Annotated in this window: 21 protein-coding genes; 19 read left to right on the top strand and 2 right to left on the bottom strand. The window is 69.0% G+C overall.

Annotation, left to right across the window (positions count from 1 at the left end):
• From IT182_09250 to IT182_09185, 14 genes are all read left to right on the top strand, one after another.
• Window positions 1–984 carry a hypothetical protein gene (locus IT182_09250; protein ID MCC6163521.1) on the top strand — a complete coding sequence of 328 codons (984 nt, stop codon included), beginning with the start codon at window positions 1–3 and terminating at the stop codon, window positions 982–984.
• A complete protein-coding gene (locus tag IT182_09245) occupies window positions 977–1,666 on the top strand; it encodes an HAD-IA family hydrolase (GenBank protein ID MCC6163520.1) in 690 nt (229 codons plus the stop codon). Before IT182_09250 ends, IT182_09245 begins: the two co-directional genes overlap by 8 nt.
• Window positions 1,650–2,708, top strand: a complete 1,059-nt coding sequence (locus tag IT182_09240) for an N-acetylneuraminate synthase family protein (GenBank protein ID MCC6163519.1) — start codon at window positions 1,650–1,652, stop codon at window positions 2,706–2,708. The genes IT182_09245 and IT182_09240 overlap by 17 nt, the downstream gene beginning before the upstream one ends.
• Complete coding sequence (locus IT182_09235; protein MCC6163518.1) at window positions 2,705–3,721, top strand: ATP-grasp domain-containing protein; 1,017 nt, start codon at window positions 2,705–2,707, stop codon at window positions 3,719–3,721. Before IT182_09240 ends, IT182_09235 begins: the two co-directional genes overlap by 4 nt.
• Before the next feature lies 1 nt (window position 3,722).
• Complete coding sequence (locus IT182_09230) at window positions 3,723–4,427, top strand: NTP transferase domain-containing protein (GenBank protein ID MCC6163517.1); 705 nt, start codon at window positions 3,723–3,725, stop codon at window positions 4,425–4,427.
• The gene (locus IT182_09225) at window positions 4,424–4,657 is read left to right on the top strand and encodes a flagellar FlbD family protein (GenBank protein MCC6163516.1); all 234 of its coding nucleotides are present in this window, start codon (window positions 4,424–4,426) and stop codon (window positions 4,655–4,657) included. Before IT182_09230 ends, IT182_09225 begins: the two co-directional genes overlap by 4 nt.
• A gap of 69 nt (window positions 4,658–4,726) precedes the next feature.
• Window positions 4,727–5,470, top strand: coding sequence for a flagellar motor protein (locus IT182_09220; GenBank protein ID MCC6163515.1), 744 nt, complete (start codon window positions 4,727–4,729; stop codon window positions 5,468–5,470).
• Window positions 5,467–6,270 carry an OmpA family protein gene (locus tag IT182_09215; GenBank protein MCC6163514.1) on the top strand — a complete coding sequence of 268 codons (804 nt, stop codon included), beginning with the start codon at window positions 5,467–5,469 and terminating at the stop codon, window positions 6,268–6,270. The genes IT182_09220 and IT182_09215 overlap by 4 nt, the downstream gene beginning before the upstream one ends.
• Window positions 6,271–6,310: 40 nt before the next feature.
• A complete protein-coding gene (locus IT182_09210) occupies window positions 6,311–7,939 on the top strand; it encodes an NAD+ synthase (protein MCC6163513.1) in 1,629 nt (542 codons plus the stop codon).
• Window positions 7,940–8,025: 86 nt separating this feature from the next.
• Entirely contained in the window at window positions 8,026–8,715 is a 690-nt protein-coding gene (locus IT182_09205; protein MCC6163512.1) for a hypothetical protein, read from the top strand.
• Between the two features lie 12 nt (window positions 8,716–8,727).
• Window positions 8,728–9,597, top strand: coding sequence for a flagellar motor stator protein MotA (gene motA, locus IT182_09200; protein MCC6163511.1), 870 nt, complete (start codon window positions 8,728–8,730; stop codon window positions 9,595–9,597).
• Between the two features lie 10 nt (window positions 9,598–9,607).
• The gene (locus IT182_09195; GenBank protein MCC6163510.1) at window positions 9,608–10,474 is read left to right on the top strand and encodes an OmpA family protein; all 867 of its coding nucleotides are present in this window, start codon (window positions 9,608–9,610) and stop codon (window positions 10,472–10,474) included.
• A gap of 32 nt (window positions 10,475–10,506) precedes the next feature.
• Window positions 10,507–11,892 (top strand): response regulator, encoded by a 1,386-nt coding sequence (locus tag IT182_09190; protein ID MCC6163509.1) that lies wholly within the window; start codon window positions 10,507–10,509, stop codon window positions 11,890–11,892.
• A gap of 20 nt (window positions 11,893–11,912) precedes the next feature.
• Window positions 11,913–12,275, top strand: a complete 363-nt coding sequence (locus tag IT182_09185; GenBank protein ID MCC6163508.1) for an Hpt domain-containing protein — start codon at window positions 11,913–11,915, stop codon at window positions 12,273–12,275.
• Window positions 12,276–12,289: 14 nt separating this feature from the next.
• Here the strand turns inward: IT182_09185 and IT182_09180 are convergent, their stop codons facing one another.
• Window positions 12,290–12,820, bottom strand: a complete 531-nt coding sequence (locus IT182_09180) for a hypothetical protein (protein ID MCC6163507.1) — start codon at window positions 12,818–12,820, stop codon at window positions 12,290–12,292.
• Between the two features lie 352 nt (window positions 12,821–13,172).
• Between IT182_09180 and IT182_09175 the strand changes: the two genes are divergently transcribed.
• Together IT182_09175 and IT182_09170 are read left to right on the top strand one after the other, a co-directional pair.
• The gene (locus IT182_09175; protein MCC6163506.1) at window positions 13,173–13,601 is read left to right on the top strand and encodes a DUF4920 domain-containing protein; all 429 of its coding nucleotides are present in this window, start codon (window positions 13,173–13,175) and stop codon (window positions 13,599–13,601) included.
• Between the two features lie 41 nt (window positions 13,602–13,642).
• Complete coding sequence (locus tag IT182_09170; GenBank protein ID MCC6163505.1) at window positions 13,643–14,026, top strand: (2Fe-2S) ferredoxin domain-containing protein; 384 nt, start codon at window positions 13,643–13,645, stop codon at window positions 14,024–14,026.
• Here IT182_09170 and apaG read toward each other — a convergent pair.
• Window positions 14,020–14,409, bottom strand: a complete 390-nt coding sequence (apaG, locus tag IT182_09165) for a Co2+/Mg2+ efflux protein ApaG (protein MCC6163504.1) — start codon at window positions 14,407–14,409, stop codon at window positions 14,020–14,022. The two genes, IT182_09170 and apaG, sit on opposite strands and share 7 nt — an antisense overlap.
• Window positions 14,410–14,535: 126 nt before the next feature.
• Between apaG and IT182_09160 the strand changes: the two genes are divergently transcribed.
• The 3 genes from IT182_09160 to IT182_09150 form a co-directional block, all read left to right on the top strand.
• Window positions 14,536–15,021, top strand: coding sequence for a GNAT family N-acetyltransferase (locus IT182_09160; GenBank protein ID MCC6163503.1), 486 nt, complete (start codon window positions 14,536–14,538; stop codon window positions 15,019–15,021).
• 4 nt (window positions 15,022–15,025) lie between these two features.
• A complete protein-coding gene (locus IT182_09155; protein MCC6163502.1) occupies window positions 15,026–15,667 on the top strand; it encodes an RNA polymerase sigma factor in 642 nt (213 codons plus the stop codon).
• A 2-nt stretch (window positions 15,668–15,669) separates the two neighbouring features.
• Window positions 15,670–16,287, top strand: a 618-nt coding sequence (locus tag IT182_09150; protein ID MCC6163501.1) for a UbiD family decarboxylase, incomplete at its 3' end; no start/stop codon positions are given.

Below are 16,287 nucleotides of genomic sequence, written 5' to 3'. Positions count from 1 at the left end.
GTGCGTCGCATCCGGATCTCTCGGGAACTGCGGCCCGGCCCGGTCCTGTTTCGCGTGGCGGCCGGACCGCGGATCGGCCATGGCCATCTGCGGCGCGCCGAGGCGTTGGCAGCCGCTCTCGGGCAGCCGGCCGCGCTGAGTCTGCGTGGGGCGTGCCGTGCGCCGACGACACTTCCCGTGGTCGAAGGGCAGAGCGCCATTCGGACGCTTCGTCGACTCGCTCCTGCCGTCGTCGTGATCGACGATCCGCGGGCGAAGGCGAGCCGCGTGTGGGCGGATGCCGCACTGCGACACGCGGTGCCCGTCGTGAGCGTGCACGACCTCGGGCTCGCGCGCATCCCGTCGATGCTGGCCGTTGACGGGAGCGTCAGCAGTCCCGCGCGTGGGTGGCCGTCTGACGCGGTCCTGCGCGGACTGCCGTACGCGGTGATTCGTCAGCCGATGCTGACGCGACACGTCGGCGCCGTCCGGCGCCTGCTCGTCTCCCTTGGTGGCGGGCCACGCGTCGCGCTCACGCGCGCGATCGTTCGTGAAGTGGCTCGACGGCATCCGGAGATCGAGATCGTCGTCACGCAGCCGGGGATCGCCGGGACGCCAGGCGCGTCGCGCGTGACGTCCGTGGTGCTGCCGAACGGCCTTGCGCCGACGCTCGCGCATGCCGATCTGGCGATCCTGGGCGGAGGCATCTCCCTCTACGAAGCGATTGCCGCGGGCGTACCGACAGTCGCCGTGGCCATCGTCGCGTCGCAGCGCCCGACGATCCGCGGATTCGCCGCCGCGGGTCTTGCGCGCGACGGCGCCGGGCGTGCACGCACGCAGAAGGACGTGGCGCACCGGGTCGCCGATGGCGTGGACGAGGCGATTCGGGATCTGGCATGGCGCCGCCACGTGCGGCGTGCAGGTCCGCAGGCGATCGACGGGTACGGGGCCTCTCGCGTCGCACGCGCGATCGTCAGGCTGGTCGGGGAGACGGGTCGTGCGTGAACGGACGGCGGTGGTGTTCGACCTCGACGACACGCTGTATCGAGAACGCCGGTTCGCGCTCGGTGGCTACGCGGCCGTGGCGCACCACGTCGCGCGGCGCACAGGGATTCCGGCCGCCACGCTCTATCGCTTTCTGGCGTCGCGCTTCCGCAGACACGGTCGCGAAGGGCTGCTCCAGGCACTCTGCGCGGCGTTCGCGTTGCCGGCGCGTGACATTCCGAGTCTCGTCGACGTGCTCCGCGCGCATCGCCCGCGCCTCACGCTGCCGCGTCGGTCTCGCGACGTGCTCGTCGCGCTCCGCGCCCACGGACATCGTCTGGGCATCGTCACCAACGGCCTGCCGGAGATTCAGGCGCGCAAGGTCGCCGCACTCGGTATCGAGGCGCTCGTCGACACCGTGGTCTACGCGCAGCACCATGCGCCGGACGGCAAACCCGCCCCCGTATGTTTCGCCGTCGCGCGCGAGCGTCTTGATGTCGAGGCCGCGCACACGGTGTTCGTCGGCGATCACCCCGTCAAGGACATCGACGGTGCGACGGCCGCGGGGTTGCATGCCATCTGGCTGCCCGGCGCGCGGCTCGTGCCGGCACCGGCCGTTGCCTGTGCGTACGCCACGGCGCTCGCCGAGGTGCCGGCACTCGTCGCTCATCTCCTGGAGGCACAGCATGTCGCTGCCTGTTGACATCGCCGGCCATGGCATCGGTGCTGGCGCACCGATGCGGGTCATCGCCGAGATCGGACTCAATCACGATGGCGATCCCGACGTCGCGCGACGTCTGATCGACGCCTGCGCCGACGCAGGCGTCTGGGCCGTGAAGCTGCAGGTATTCGATGCCGACGAGCTGCTCGTGTCCGACGCACCCGCGCCCGCCCACCTGCACGCCGCGTCGCTCCGCGACTTCTTCGCACGCTTCGAGTTGCAGGAGGCCGTGTACCGATCGCTTGCCGCACGGGCACGTGAACGCGGCCTGGTGTTCATCGCCACGGCCTTCGACAGCGCCGCCGTGGAGATGCTCGACGCCATCGGTGTCGACGCGTTCAAGGTGGCAAGCGGCGACCTGACCCACCAGTTGCTGATCGAACAGGTGGCGCGTACGGGGCGTCCGCTGATTCTTTCCACGGGCATGAGCACCGAGAACGACGTGTGGAACGCCGTCGACTGGGCCGTGGGCGCCGGGGCACGTTCGCTGGCGCTGCTGCACTGCGTGTCCGCGTACCCCACGCCGGACGCACAGCAGAACCTTCGTGCCGTGAGAACGCTGGCGCTCGACTACAGGCTTCCGGTCGGGCTGTCGGATCATGGTATGGGGGCAGACGCCGCGCTGCTCGTGTACGCACAGGGCGGGGCGCTGTACGAGCGCCACGTCCACCTGCCCGATACCCATGCGATCGACGCGCCTGTCTCGTCGACACCGGCCGAACTCGCAGACATCGTGTCGCGTCTCGCCCGCGCGCACGAGGCGATGGGGGATGGGCGGCGGAAGCCCATGCCCGCCGAGCGCCCCAACATCGTGCCAAGCCGTCGCGGTCTCTATGCGCGTCGCGCGATCCGCCGGGGCGCGATCATCCGCGTCGGCGATCTCGCCGCATTGCGGCCTGCCGGGTCGCTCGGCGCCGAATACGCGCGCGCGCTGATTGGCTGTCGGGCCACCCGGCCGATTCCGGCCGGCGCGCCATTCGAGCCATGCGATCTCGGACTCGTCGACGTGGAGCAGACGGCATGACGGCACCGAACGTCGTGGTGACGGCCGCGTCGCGCCGCGTCGCGCTGGTGCACGCACTGCAGCAGGCGCTCACTCGGGTGTCACCGCGCGGCCGCGTGATCGCGACCGACATCGATCCGTTCTCGCCGGCCGTGCACGTCGCCGATGTCGCGCAGGCGGTGCCGCGCAGTGACCATCCCGAGTACGTGGACGCGCTCATCGCCGTCTGCAACGCGCACGACGCGGGCGTCCTGGTACCGACGATCGACGACGAACTGGAGACGATCGCAGCAGCAGCCCCGCGCTTCGCTGCGGCAGGCGTCACCGTGATGGGGCCGCCCGTGGAGACGGCCCGCATCTGCCGTGACAAGCGCGCCACGGCGGCGCACCTCCAGCAGCACGGCATTCGCGCGGCGGCCACGTGGACCCCTGCCGAGGCGCGCGCGCGGCACCCGCGCGTGCCGCTCTTCATCAAGCCCAGACGCGGGCGGGGCAGCGTGGCGGCGTTCCCGGTCCACACAGAGGAGCACCTGCGCTTCTTCCTCGCGTACGTGCCGGATCCCGTCGTGCAGGAATTTCTCGATGGGCCCGAGTACACCATCGACCTGTTTTGCGACATGACTGGGACACCGATCGCCGCCGTGCCGCGTGAACGGCAGGTGATTCGATCGGGGGTGACCGACCGCGGGCGAACCGTGCGCGATGCGGCGCTCATCGATCTCGCGCTCGAGTGTGCGAGCGCGCTGCGGTTCCGCGGGGCCGTGAACGTGCAGTGTCGCGTGGTTGCGGGCGTCCCGGTGGTGTTCGAGATCAATCCCCGCTTCAGCGGCGGCATCCAGCTCACGCTCGCCGCAGGTGCCGACTTCGCGGAATGGACGGTGCGCGCGGCGCGGGGAGAGAGGCTCACCCCGCGCATCGGCGCGTTCACCGACGGACTGCGCATGAGCAGCTACGAAGCCTCGCTGTTCCTCACCGACGCCGATGCGGGCGTGCTCGCGACGCCGGAGCAGACGCTCGTCCCCGCGCGTGTGTGACATGACGGGCCGTGCCGTGGTGGTCCTGCAGGCCCGCATGGGGTCGCAGCGACTGCCGGGAAAGGTGATGGCCGCCCTGGCCGGCCATCCACTCGTCGAGTACTGCCTGCTGCGCCTCCTCGCCGCTGACGTGGGCCCTGTCGTCCTCGCGACCACGACGCAGGCCGACGATGGTGTTCTCGTCGATCTGGCGATCGACATGGGCGTCGAGGCGTTCGGCGGCCCCTCCCACGATGTGCTGGCGCGATTCGCCGCGGTGGCCGAACGACACCGTGAGGCCACGTACGTCATTCGTGCGACAGCTGACAACCCCTTCGTCGACATCGATGCCCCGACGCGCGTGCTCAAGGCCCTTTCCGCCGGTGCCGATTACGCCGTCGAGGAGGGGCTGCCGATGGGCGCCGCCGTTGAAGGCATTCGACGCGATGTACTGCTGCGCGCACAGCGGCAGGCCACGTCGCCATATGACAGGGAGCACGTGACGCCGTGGGCACGGCAGCACGCGGATGTCGTCCGCGCGCAGCCGCTCGCGCCGGCCGACGTGCGTGCGGCGGACCTGCGGCTGACGGTGGATACCCCGGCGGATCTCGCATGCGTCAGACTGATCGCCGAGGGTCTCGCCGAGGCCGGGATCGATCCGCGTCTTGCCCCCTTGCGCGACGTCATCGCACTCGCGCGACGACTCTCTGGCGGAGCGAGCGCGTGATTCGCGTCACGCGGCTCGATGGCACCAGCCTGTTCGTCAATATCGATCAGGTCACGTGGATCGAATTCCACCCGGACACCGTGATCGCACTCGTCAACGGCGAGAAGCTGATCGTGCGTGACGCACCTGACGACATCGTCACGCGCGTCAAGGAATTCAAGCGCAGCCTCTTCGCGGCACCTCTGCGCGAGAAGCGTGCGGAGGTCACGGCGCTGCGCGCCGTGGAGTGAGTCGTGGCGGCGCGGAAGGGACGCGCGTACGACGCGCTTTCGCTGATCGGGCTGCCACTCGGCGTCGCGATGATCGCGGGGGGCCACGTCATGGAGAGTGGCCAGATCGGCTCCCTGCTCCAGGGTGCGGCGGCGATCATCGTGTTCGGCGGCACTCTCGGCGCCGTGTTTCTGAGCCATACCCTGGCCGACGTCAAACAGGCGTGGCGCAGCCTGCGCTACGTCTTCGTCGACGATCTGCCAGGGCCGGGACAGCTGCTCGACACGATTGGCCGCCTGTCGATCAAGGCGCGCAGGGAAGGCATCCTCTCGCTGGACGATGACCTCGACACGCTGTCGGACCCGTTCCTGAAGCGCGGATTGCGCCTGGCCGTCGACGGCACCAACCCCACCACGCTGCGCCACATGCTCGAGGCCGAGAACGACGGCCGCGAGGAATACGAGTCCGCACCCGCGCGCGTCTACGAGGCGGCTGGCGGTTACGCACCCACGGTGGGCATTCTCGGCGCGGTACTGGGACTCATCCACGTGATGGAGAACCTCAGCGATCCCGGCAAGCTCGGCGCCGGCATCGCCGTGGCGTTCGTGGCCACCGTCTACGGCGTGGGGTCGGCCAATCTCGTCCTGCTGCCCATCGCGGCCAAGTTGCGGGCGCGTGCGATCAAGCGCGCGCGCCGACGGGAGATGATTCTCGAAGGCGTGCTCGCCATCCAGGAAGGGCAGAACCCGCGCGTCATCGACCAGAAGTTGCGGGGACTCCTGACCGCTGAAGACGCGATGCCCGCGCCCGGTGTCAGGCGGAGGGCGGCATGACGGAGCGCCGGTCGCGGCGCCGGCGGGCCGATGCGGCACACGCGCCGAATCACGAACGCTGGCTGGTCTCCTACGCGGATTTCATCACGCTGCTGTTCGCGTTCTTCACGACGATGTACGCGATTTCCACAGTGGACGCGCGCAAGCTCGCCACGGTCGTGGATTCGATGCAGACCGCGTTCGCGTCGCGCCAGACGGCGGGGGGGAGTGGCTCACCGGTGATGCCGCCATCAACGCCCGCAGCTCCCGCGCCGCTGGTCGACACGGAGCGGCAGCTCGCGGACCACCTGCGCACGCGGCTGTCCAGTGCGGCGGTCGACGTCGCCATCGACCACCGCGGCGTCGTCGTCTCGCTCCGCGAGGCGGGAAGCTTCTCCACGGGCAGGGCGGATCTCTCCGAGCAGGCGCGACGCGTCCTGCGCGATCTCGTCGATGCACTGGGTACCGGCGCCGCGATGCCGCTGCGCGTGGAAGGGCATACCGACGACGTGCCGATCAGGGGCGGACGGTTCGCGTCCAACTGGGAGTTGTCGACCGCGCGGGCGACGTCGGTGGTGGCGTTCCTCGTCCAGGAGGCCGCCATGGAGCCGCGCCGCCTGTCTGCCGCCGGCTACGCCGAGTTCCATCCTCGGGTCCAGAACCTCACCGACGCCGACCGTGCCACCAACCGTCGCGTCGACATCGTCATTCTGAACGAAGAAACGGCGGCCACCGAAGAGCCCGCACCCCGCACCCCGTCCGCGCCAGGCGCCCGCCCAGGTCCCACAGGCATGCCCACAGGCCGCGTCTTCGCGGGCTGAAGGCGCCTCACGGGCCGGGGACGATACACTCCTCCGTTGCATGCGGATTGCGCTGCTGCAGTTGAATCCTACGGTCGGGGCCCTCGAGGCCAACGCCTCGCGGATCGAGGCGGTGGTCAAGACCGTGCGCGGCACGGTCGACGTGTGCGTCACGCCGGAGATGGCGCTGACCGGCTATCCGCCGCGCGACCTCTTGTTGTTCCCCGGATTCATCGCGCAGGCGCAGACGATTGCCGAACGACTCGCGACGACACTCGCCGACGGGCCCGACGTGCTGCTCGGCATGCCTGTCCCGTCTGGTGTCGAAGCCGGGCGCCCGCTCCTGAACGCCGCGGTTCACCTGTCCGGCGGCCGGGTGGGGGAGCGCTTCGCGAAGACGCTGCTGCCGACCTACGACGTCTTCGACGAGGACCGCTACTTCGAACCGGGCCCACGCGTCGGGACCGTGACGATTGGCGGCGAGCGCGCCGCGGTGAGCATCTGCGAAGACGTGTGGAACGACCCCGACGTCTGGGCCACGCGCCGCTACGAGGGCGATCCGATGGCGGTGCTGCGCGGCAGCGGCACGGCCGTGATGCTGAACATGTCCGCATCGCCTTACGCACAGGGCAAGCTCGCACAACGGGAGACGCTGCTCACGCACCTGACGCGGAAGTACGGCGTCTGGGCGCTGTACGCCAACCAGGTGGGCGCCAACGACGACCTGGTGTTCGATGGCAGGAGCCTGGCGTTCGCGCCCGACGGCACGTGTGTGGCGCGTGGCGCGGCATTCGCCGAGGACATGGTGATCGTCGACACCATGCTGCCTGTCGCGCCTGTCGCTCCCTGGGATGCGCCTGTCGAACAGGAGGTGTTCGACGCGCTGGTGCTCGGCGTGCGCGACTACGCACGCAAGTGCGGGTTCAGCCGCGCCGTGCTCGGGCTGTCCGGTGGCATCGACTCCGCGCTGACGGCCGTGATCGCCGTCGAGGCGCTCGGACGCGATCGCGTGACGGGCGTCCTGATGCCATCGCCGTATTCGAGCGAGGGCAGTCTGATCGACGCGCAAGCCCTGGCCACGACGCTCGGCATCGCCACGCACACGCTGCCCATCGCATCGGTGATGTCGGCCTTCGACGACGTCCTTGCGACGCCGTTCGCCGGCCTGGCACCGGACGTCACGGAGGAAAATCTTCAGGCGCGCATCAGAGGGGCGCTGCTCATGGCCCTCTCCAACAAGACGGGCGCGCTGCTGCTCACGACGGGCAACAAGTCGGAACTGGCGACCGGGTACTGCACGCTCTACGGCGACATGAACGGCGCGCTGGCCGTCATCGCCGACGTCTACAAGACGCTCGTCTATCGCATCGCCCGATGGGTGAACCGCGGCGGCACGGTCATTCCGGCGTCGTCAGTCGTCAAGGCGCCCTCGGCGGAACTGCGCCCGAACCAGACCGACCAGGACAGCCTGCCGCCGTATGCGCTCCTCGACGCCATCCTGGAGCGCCACGTCGAACAGTGCGCGGATGCGCACACGCTCACGGCGGAAGGATTCGATCCGGGCGTCGTGGCGCGCGTGCTGCACCTGGTGCGCATCTCCGAGTTCAAGCGCAAGCAGGCGGCGCCCGTGCTGAAGGTGACGCCGCGCGCCTTCGGGACGGGGTGGCGCATGCCCATCGCGCGCCGCTGACGCGCACGCGATTGAAGGGCCGGCTCGGCGCGGCCGATTGCCCGTCCGGACGGATCGACGGTTCGATCCCCAGTTCCGGAGCGTGCATGTACGGTCTTCCTGACGCCTCGTCCTTGCTGGCCCTCGTGTCGCCGCCGCCCGCGGCCGATCGCAGTCGTGCGGCCGAAGACCCGACGGGCGTTCTCCACCGAGTCAACGGCCTGCTGATGGTCGCCGCCGCAGCGGGCGTCTCGCCCACGTCGCTGCTCCTGTCGGCGCTGGCCCGTCACGATCGCGCCACGGCCGCGCGCGCGCGGCGGACGGCTGAATGGGCGCGCCTGCTGGCAGAGTCGCTGGGCCTCCCGCATCTGGTACGCGAGGCGCACGACGTCGCCCTGCTGGCCGACATCGGGCAACTCGCCGTCGCCCCGTCGCGTGACAACCCGTGGCTCGAATGGCAACGCCGGCGGGCATCCCACGACCTTGCCCACGCCGTGCCCTCGCTGGCGCACCTGGCGCCCGCCATCCTGTCGGTGAGCGAGCGCTTCGACGGCGACGGGCTGCCGATGGGCCTGCGCGGCGAAGAGATTCCACTGGCGGCGCGCATCGCGCGTCTGGTGCGGGACTTCGATCGCGCGAGTCACGGCTGGTGGCCCGGGCAGCCGCCTGTGGTGGGCGCCCACGCGTGCGCAAGCCTGGTCTCACTGGCGGGGCAGACCATCGACCCCGCTCTCGTTCACACGTGGTTGCGCGTCCTCGACCGACAGGTCGCGATCGACGTGCCTCTGGCAGGCTGAGGGTTCCGGATCATGTTGCTCATCATCGGCGCGGTCATCGTCCTGGCTTCCGTCGCCGGGGGATACCTGATGCACGGAGGCGTGCTCGGCGCGCTGTGGCAGTTGAACGAGCTGATCATCATCGGCGGCGCGGCGGTAGGCGCACTGGTCATCGGCACGCCGATGCCGCTCATCAAGCAGCTCCTGGCGCGAATGGGCGGGTTCTTCAAGAGCCCTCCAGGCAGGGACGTGTACCTCGATCTGCTCTCGCTGCAGTATCAGCTCTATCGCCTCACGCAGCAGTCAGGCGTGATGGCGCTCGAAGCGCACGTCGAGGAGCCGGACAAGAGCGCCATCTTCAGCAAGTTCCCGACGTTCCTGGCCAATCACCATGCCGTGTCGTTCCTCTCCGATTCGGTGCGCGTGATCATTCTCGGCGGCGTGACGCCGCACGATCTCGAAGCATTGATGGACGAGGACCTGGAGGTCCACCATCACGAGAGTCTCAAGCCCGCGCAGACGCTCGCAAAGGTCGCCGACGCGCTTCCCGGCCTCGGGATCGTGGCCGCCGTGCTGGGCATCGTCATCACGATGCAGGCGATCGGCGGTCCGCCGGAAGAGATCGGGCACAGCGTGGCTGCCGCGCTCGTGGGCACGTTCCTCGGCATTCTCGCGTCGTACGGGTTCGTGCAGCCGATGGCATCGAGCATGGAACACATGGTGGAGGCGGAGGGCCGCTACCTGAGGTGCATCAAGGCCGGCCTGCTCGCGGTGTACAAGGGGTTCCCGCCGGCCATCGCCGTGGAGTTCGCGCGCCGTACGCTGCCCGAGGACGTACGACCGACGTTCACCGAGACGGAGCAGGCCTGCAAGGGCCAGAAGTCCGACGCGGCGGCGGCCTAGGGACCTGACGATGGCTCACGAACACGCGCCGGTCATCATCGTCAAGAAGAAGAAGGGCGGCCACGGCGGCCACCATGGCGGCGCCTGGAAGGTGGCGTACGCCGACTTTGTGACCGCCATGATGGCGTTCTTCCTCGTGATGTGGCTCGTCAACCAGCCGCAGGAGGTGAAGGACGCCGTGGCGGCCTACTTCAAGGACCCCGGGATTTTCACGCATGAAGGCGGACGATCGCCGATCGTCGGTGGCGCCGGCGTGATGGGTGCCGGGACGACGCAGACCACCGACGTGTCGTCTGCGACGGCTGCGCTCGAACGCGCGGCCGAACGCATCAGGGAACAGCTCAAGACGATTCCGGGCTTCAAGAACCTCGAGGGGCAGATCGAGGTGACGGTGACCGCCGAAGGCCTGCGCATCGAGTTGCAGGAAGGCGGGCAGGAGACGTTCTTCGACTCAGGCAGCGCGCACGTCAAGGGACCCACGCGTCAGGTGCTGCAGGTGATCGCGAGGGAACTGGCCCCGTTGCCGCAGTCGATCGCCGTCGAGGGCCACACGGATGCCACGCCGTACGGGCGCGACAGGTCCTACACCAACTGGGAGCTCTCGGCCGATCGCGCCAACGCCGCCCGCCGCATCATGGAGGAGGCGGGACTGCCGCCCGCGCACGTGAAGGCCGTACGCGGCTTTGCAGACACGATCCTCAGGACGCCGGAGACGCCGGCCAATCCGCGCAACAGGCGCGTGTCGATTGTCGTGCAGAACCGCACGCCCGTGAAGGCGGCCGCCGACACGACAGCCGTCCCCGGAGGTATGCCATCTCAAAGGCAGGCCGCCGCGCGGCCGGAAACAGCCGCCGCGACCTCGTCAGCCACGCATTGAAGGTCGTTTCGCGGCATGCCGATTTCGTATCCGTGACCACCGACGGGGTGTCGCGGCCCGGAACGCGCGAACGCTACGCGGGCATGAAGGTGCTGGTCGTCGACGATCAGGCCGACGTCCGCCTGCCGCTGTCGACCGTGCTTCGCAAGCACGTCGGCTGCTCGGTGTTCGAGGCCACCAACGGACTCGAAGCCCTGCACCTGCTCGGTCGCCACCCGTTCCATCTCGTGATCCTCGACGTGTTGATGCCGGTCATGAACGGCATCGAGATGCTCGACGCGCTGCGCCGCCTGCCACAGTGCCAGCACCTGGGCGTCGTGGTGCTGTCTGCCGTGCGCGACGAGCAGAAGATCAGGCAACTCGCGTGCCACGGCATCGCCGCGTATCTCGCCAAACCGCAACGTCCGTACGACGTTGCCGAGCGCGTCCAGCACATCCTCGACACGCTGTCCGTCGAGTCGTTCGGCACGGGCACGGGCACGGGCGACAGAGGGGCGCTGGATCAGGCGCTCACCGCACCTCCCGAGTTGCGGGCGCAACTGGTCAAGGCCACGCAACAATGCCTCGCCATGACGTTCGGCTTCAGCCTGAGCGCCGTCGAGGGCATGAGGGAGGCGATCCGGTCCGATGTGGCGCGCGTGGTGTTGCGAGTTCCGCGCGGTCGGTCGAACTTCGAGATCGCGATCGCTGCCGCGCGTCCGGTCAGTGCAAGGATGACGGCTCCGTATCTCCATGCGGGTCTGGCGGTCACCGACGCAGACGTGGCTGCGGCACTCGGCACGATGGTCACCGCCGTTGCGCGGCGGCTCCAGTCGACGTTGCGGGAGCGTCACGAGGTCGTCCAACTGGACCAGGTCGTGGTCACGCACGACGTCGAGGCCGACAACACCCCCGGCGGCCTTCATGTGTCGTTCACATCGGACACCGGTGGCGTCCATGTCACGGCACGCCTGTGCGCCGTGTCGCATGAGACGCCGCGCGAGACGCCCGAGGTACGCCCGACACCTGTCGGCGGCGACCGGGAAGGAGCGGTTCAAATGGAATCGACGTCAGCCACGGTCCAGCCCGTGGACCCACTCGTACTCGAGATGCTCGCGTCGCTGCAGGAAGACGGGGAGCCTGACCTGCTCGTCGAGCTCATCACCCTGTTCCTGCAGGAGACGTCCGCACGCCTGGCCGATCTGGCAGGCGAACCGACCGACGCGCCCTCGACGGCGCGTGTCGCGCACTCGATCAAGGGCAGTGCGGGGAACCTCGGTGCGTCAGGCCTGCAGGCACTCGCCGCGCGTCTGGAGACCGCTGCTCAGGAAGGGCAGGTTGGTGACACCCTGCGCACGCTCGTGGCTGACGTCGACGCCGAGTTCCGGCGGGTCGAACGCCATCTGCGTGACGTGCGGGCGTCGCGCCTCGCGGCATAAGATTGTCGAGGACAGACCCCTTGCCGTTCGCCTCACCAATCGACAAGGACGTACTGGAGATGCTCGCCGAGTTGCAGGCGCCAGGCGAACCGGATCTCGTGTCGGAACTCGTGGAGCTGTTCCTGCGCGACACGCCGGAGCGGCTCCGCGTGCTCGAGACACGTCCAATCGACGCCGCAGACGCGGTGCGCGCGGCACACACGGTGAAGGGGAGTGCAGGCAACATCGGCGCCGTGGCACTGCAGGCACAGGCCGCCGCGCTCGAAGCGGCGGGCCATGACGGCGCTTCGGCCGAGACGCTCGAGGCGCTGGCCGATGCCGTGTTCGAGGAGTACGCCCGCGCCGCGGTCTGCCTGCGCGAGATGCTGGATCTCAGAGAATAGGCTGACGACGTCGCCTACGTGAACTGGGCCCCGGCCGGATCGGCCAGCCACGAGAGCGCGGGGTTCGGACCGTCGGCGCCGCGCACGAAGTCCACCACCCACGAGCCCTGCCAGTTGGTGAACTGGAACTTGTCGCCCTGCACCCAGTCGATCTTGTGGCCGAGGGCTTCCATGCCCGACTTGATGTTGGCGTTGAACCAGCTCTCGGCCTCCGCCTTGGTCGACGGCACGCTGCCCACGCCGCTCGCGATGCTGGCAAACGCGTCCTTGGCCGACTTCTCGACGTTCTGTTCGCGATCGAAGTTGAAGCCCTCGAAGAGCTCGCGCCGCAGCGTCCCCTTCGAGAGGGTCTGCAGCCCGCCACCCGTCTGCGTCGAGGCCGCCAGCGTGCCGCTCGCGGTCTGGATGCCGTTCATCAACTGCGACAGGAACGCGCCGAACTCGTCCTGCGCAAGCTGCCCGTCGCCGTTGGCGTCGAATGACTTGATCAGGCTCGACGCCAGATCCTGGACTGCGGTGGCCGACGTGGCCTGCACTGTACTCATGGTCTTCCATGCCTCCCGGGAGCGCCGGCCCCCAATGTGACTGCCAGTCACAGGAGCAAGGCCGGTGCCAGACCGGCCAGAGTCGGTGTGGCGCGAGATTCAGGCCCCGCGCCGATCGGCCGATTGAAGCCGTATCGGGCAGAACAGGACGTCAGGCGGCAAGGCTCATGGCGATTCGCGAAGCGGCCGGACTCGGAGACCCGGCCCTCCCGGCGAGGACTCGGCTGCGCGACGTGTCGACGTTCCGACAGCCACGTACGACTGAACGGCAGCTTCGCGGATTTCGATTGACGATACCTGCGCGCAGGCGAAAGATCGCAGGATGACGAACGCGTATCGTTCTCTCGCACTCATGCTGGGTCTCGGGGTCATGTTGACTGGCGGGCTGGCTCGCGCCGAAGAGAAGACATACGGCGACGGCGTGACGCTGACGCGCGCCGTGCCGATCGCCTCGCTGCTCGAGGCACCGGACACCCACGCCGGCAAGACCGTCCGCGTCGACGGGGTGGTCACCAAGGTCTGCCAGATGATGGGCTGCTGGATCGAAATCGCCGACCCGGCGATCGGTCGCGGCGTCCGCTTCAAGGCAGAAGATGGTGTCATCGTGTTCCCGAAGGACGCCCCGGGCCGCAAGGTGTCGGCGCAGGGCCGGTTCGAGCCGATCGAAGGGGCCACCCACGCCGCGCACGGCAAGTCCGACGACAGCATCGGCAAGCCCGCCGCCGCAACGCCCACGGAGAAGATCTACTGGGTGCGCGTCACGGGCGCCGTGCTGCACTGATGACGTACTGGCCCGAGGCGGCCGGCGTACCCACGAGCGTCCTGGAGGCGCAGCGCCACAAGGCCGACGCGATCGGCCTGCCGGCCACGCGGCGGCACATTCTCCTGTGCACCGACGCGGCCAAGCCGAAGTGCTGCGACAGGGAGCGCTCGATCGTCGCGTGGGACTATCTCAAGCGGCGTCTCGTGGAACTGGGCCTGGCCGACCAGGGTGGCGTGGCGCGCACGAAGGCGAGCTGCCTGCGGATCTGCGTGGGCGGTCCCGTGGCCGTCGTCTATCCCGAAGGCGTGTGGTACGCCGCCTGCGACCCGCCTGTCCTGGAACGCATCATCCAGGAACATCTCATCGGAGGCCGCGTGGTCGAGGAATACGCCATCGCGGTACATCCGCTGGTGCCCGACACCATCGGCCTGACCACTCAGTGAACCGTGAAGGGCCCGCGCAGGTCGAACTTCGCGATCTCGACGTCGAACGACTCGCCGGTGGGCGTGGCCATCTGGTAGGTCCCCGCCATCGATCCGATGGGCGTGGTGAGCGGACACCCCGACGTGTACTCGAACGCATCGCCGGGCATCAACACGGGCTGCTCGCCGACCACGCCAGGACCGCGCACTTCCTCCACATGCCCCTCGCCGTCGGTGATGATCCAGTGGCGCCGCTGCAACTGGACGGTGAGATCGCCGACGTTCTCGATCCGGATCGTGTAGAGGAAGAACCAGTGCTGACGCTCGGGCGTCGAGTGCTCGGGCGAGAAGCGTGCGTCGACGCTGACGCGTATGCCGCGTGTGGTGGCCGTCGACGTGCTCATCGCGTCAGTCCGATCGTGCAGGCCGCGCTCATGGCCGGATTGTAGTATGGTGCCCGCGACGCGCGGGCTCTGCCTGCCTTCCGATTCCAACGTACCGCCGTGACAGACTCGTCCTCGCCCTCCGATTTGCGTATCCGCACCGCGACGAAGGCCGACGTGCCCGTCATCCTCGGCTTCATCGAACAACTGGCCGACTACGAACGGTTGCGTCACGAAGTGGAGGCCACGGCACCGGCGATCGAGAAGACGCTCTTCGGGACGCATCCTGCCGCCGAGGTGCTCATCGCCTCGCAGGGCGGCGCCGACGTCGGGTTCGCGCTCTACTTCCAGACGTATTCCACGTTCCTCGCGCGTCCCGGCATCCATCTGGAGGACCTGTTCGTCGTCCCCGCCGCGCGTGGCCAGGGCGTGGGCCGCACGCTGCTCCAGGTGCTCGCCACGATTGCCGAAGCGCGCAACTGCGGGCGGCTCGAGTGGGCCGTGCTCACGTGGAATGAGCCCGCCATCAGGATCTATCGTCAGCTCGGAGCGTTTCCCCTTGACGAATGGCAGACCTACCGACTAGATCGGGAAGGCATCCGCGCCCTCGCGGCCGGCGGTCCACCCTCTTAGCCCCATGACTGATTCGCCCGGTACCCCCCCGACCGACGATGAGGCCTTCGACAACGACCCGGCGCTTGACGCCACGGTCGAGTTGTTGACCCGCGCCCAGCAGGGCGACGCGGAAGCCGTCGACCTGCTCTTCAGCCGATACCTGCCGCCCCTCCGGCGGTGGGCGCGCGGACGGCTGCCGCAATACGCGAGAGATCTGCTCGAAACGGAAGACCTGGTGCAGGAAACGCTCGTACACGCATTCCGGCGCCTCAAGGGCTTCGAGATGCGCCACGACGGCGCGCTGCACGCGTACCTGCGTCAGGCCGTGATCAACCGAATCCGTGACGAGGTGCGCCGCGCGCAGCGTCGTCCGCCGCCCGACGAACTCGATGCCGATCAGCACACCGACAACACGGCGTCGCCGCTCGAATCGGCGATCGGATCGCAGGCCGTCGAGCGCTACGAAGGCGCGCTGTCGCGTCTGCGCGAAGAGGATCGTCAGGCCGTCGTGGCGCGCGTCGAGCTCGGCCTCTCGTACGCCGAGGTCGCGCAGGCGCTCGGCAAGAGTTCCCCCGACGCCGCGCGCATGGCGGTCGCGCGCGCACTGGTCAAGCTCGCCCAGGAGATGGGCAAGGCGTCGACTCCGCCAGGCGAGCCCCGCTGAGCGTGTCTGAACCGCATCGCGACCTCCGCAGCTTTCTGCGCCGCCTCAAGGGCGACGGCGATCTGGCGATCGTCACCGCGCCGGTCGACGCGCGGCTGGAAGTCGCCGAGATCCATCGCCGCGTGATCGCGGCCGATGGTCCGGCGCTGCTCTTCACGAACGTGAAGGGCGCGGCATTCCCGCTCGTGACCAACCTGTTCGGGACGGCATCGCGCGCCGAGCAGGCATTCGGGGATCGTCCGTTCGCGGTCATCAGGGATGTCGTGCGACTGGTGCAGGACATGCCGCCCACGCCCACGAAGCTGTGGCAGGCGCGCGATCTCGTGTCGTCGGCGGCGCACGTGGGCCTGCGCAGCGTGGCGCGCGGTCCCGTCACGGAGGTGATGACCTCCGAGGTGCGGATCGATACGTTGCCAGCGCTGCAGTTGTGGCCGGAAGACGGTGGGCGGTTCATCACGCTGCCGCTCGTCCACACCGAGCATCCCGAAGGGCACGGGCACAACCTCGGCATGTATCGCCTGCAGATCCATGGGCCGTCGCGTACGGGCATGCACTGGCAGATCGGGAAAGGCGGCGGCTTCCACTATCGCGTGGCGGAGGAGCGCGGTCACGCGCTTCCG

The organism is Acidobacteriota bacterium (assembly GCA_020845575.1).
In the GTDB taxonomy this organism is placed as follows: domain Bacteria; phylum Acidobacteriota; class Vicinamibacteria; order Vicinamibacterales; family Vicinamibacteraceae; genus Luteitalea.
Note: the sequence above shows the minus strand (reverse complement) of the source record. Positions and strands in the feature narration are given on the sequence as shown.

Excerpts from the sequence above, each read along its gene's own strand:
- IT182_09180 (MCC6163507.1), bottom strand. The coding sequence starts at position 12,820 with ATGAGTACAGTGCAGGCCACGTCGGCCACCGCAGTCCAGGATCTGGCG.
- apaG (MCC6163504.1), bottom strand. The coding sequence starts at position 14,409 with ATGAGCACGTCGACGGCCACCACACGCGGCATACGCGTCAGCGTCGAC.
- IT182_09240 (MCC6163519.1), top strand. The coding sequence starts at position 1,650 with ATGTCGCTGCCTGTTGACATCGCCGGCCATGGCATCGGTGCTGGCGCA.
- IT182_09205 (MCC6163512.1), top strand. The coding sequence starts at position 8,026 with ATGTACGGTCTTCCTGACGCCTCGTCCTTGCTGGCCCTCGTGTCGCCG.
- IT182_09215 (MCC6163514.1), top strand. The coding sequence starts at position 5,467 with ATGACGGAGCGCCGGTCGCGGCGCCGGCGGGCCGATGCGGCACACGCG.
- IT182_09235 (MCC6163518.1), top strand. The coding sequence starts at position 2,705 with ATGACGGCACCGAACGTCGTGGTGACGGCCGCGTCGCGCCGCGTCGCG.
- IT182_09230 (MCC6163517.1), top strand. The coding sequence starts at position 3,723 with ATGACGGGCCGTGCCGTGGTGGTCCTGCAGGCCCGCATGGGGTCGCAG.
- IT182_09175 (MCC6163506.1), top strand. The coding sequence starts at position 13,173 with ATGCTGGGTCTCGGGGTCATGTTGACTGGCGGGCTGGCTCGCGCCGAA.
- IT182_09155 (MCC6163502.1), top strand. The coding sequence starts at position 15,026 with ATGACTGATTCGCCCGGTACCCCCCCGACCGACGATGAGGCCTTCGAC.
- IT182_09195 (MCC6163510.1), top strand. The coding sequence starts at position 9,608 with ATGGCTCACGAACACGCGCCGGTCATCATCGTCAAGAAGAAGAAGGGC.
- motA (MCC6163511.1), top strand. The coding sequence starts at position 8,728 with ATGTTGCTCATCATCGGCGCGGTCATCGTCCTGGCTTCCGTCGCCGGG.
- IT182_09220 (MCC6163515.1), top strand. The coding sequence starts at position 4,727 with ATGATCGCGGGGGGCCACGTCATGGAGAGTGGCCAGATCGGCTCCCTG.
- IT182_09210 (MCC6163513.1), top strand. The coding sequence starts at position 6,311 with ATGCGGATTGCGCTGCTGCAGTTGAATCCTACGGTCGGGGCCCTCGAG.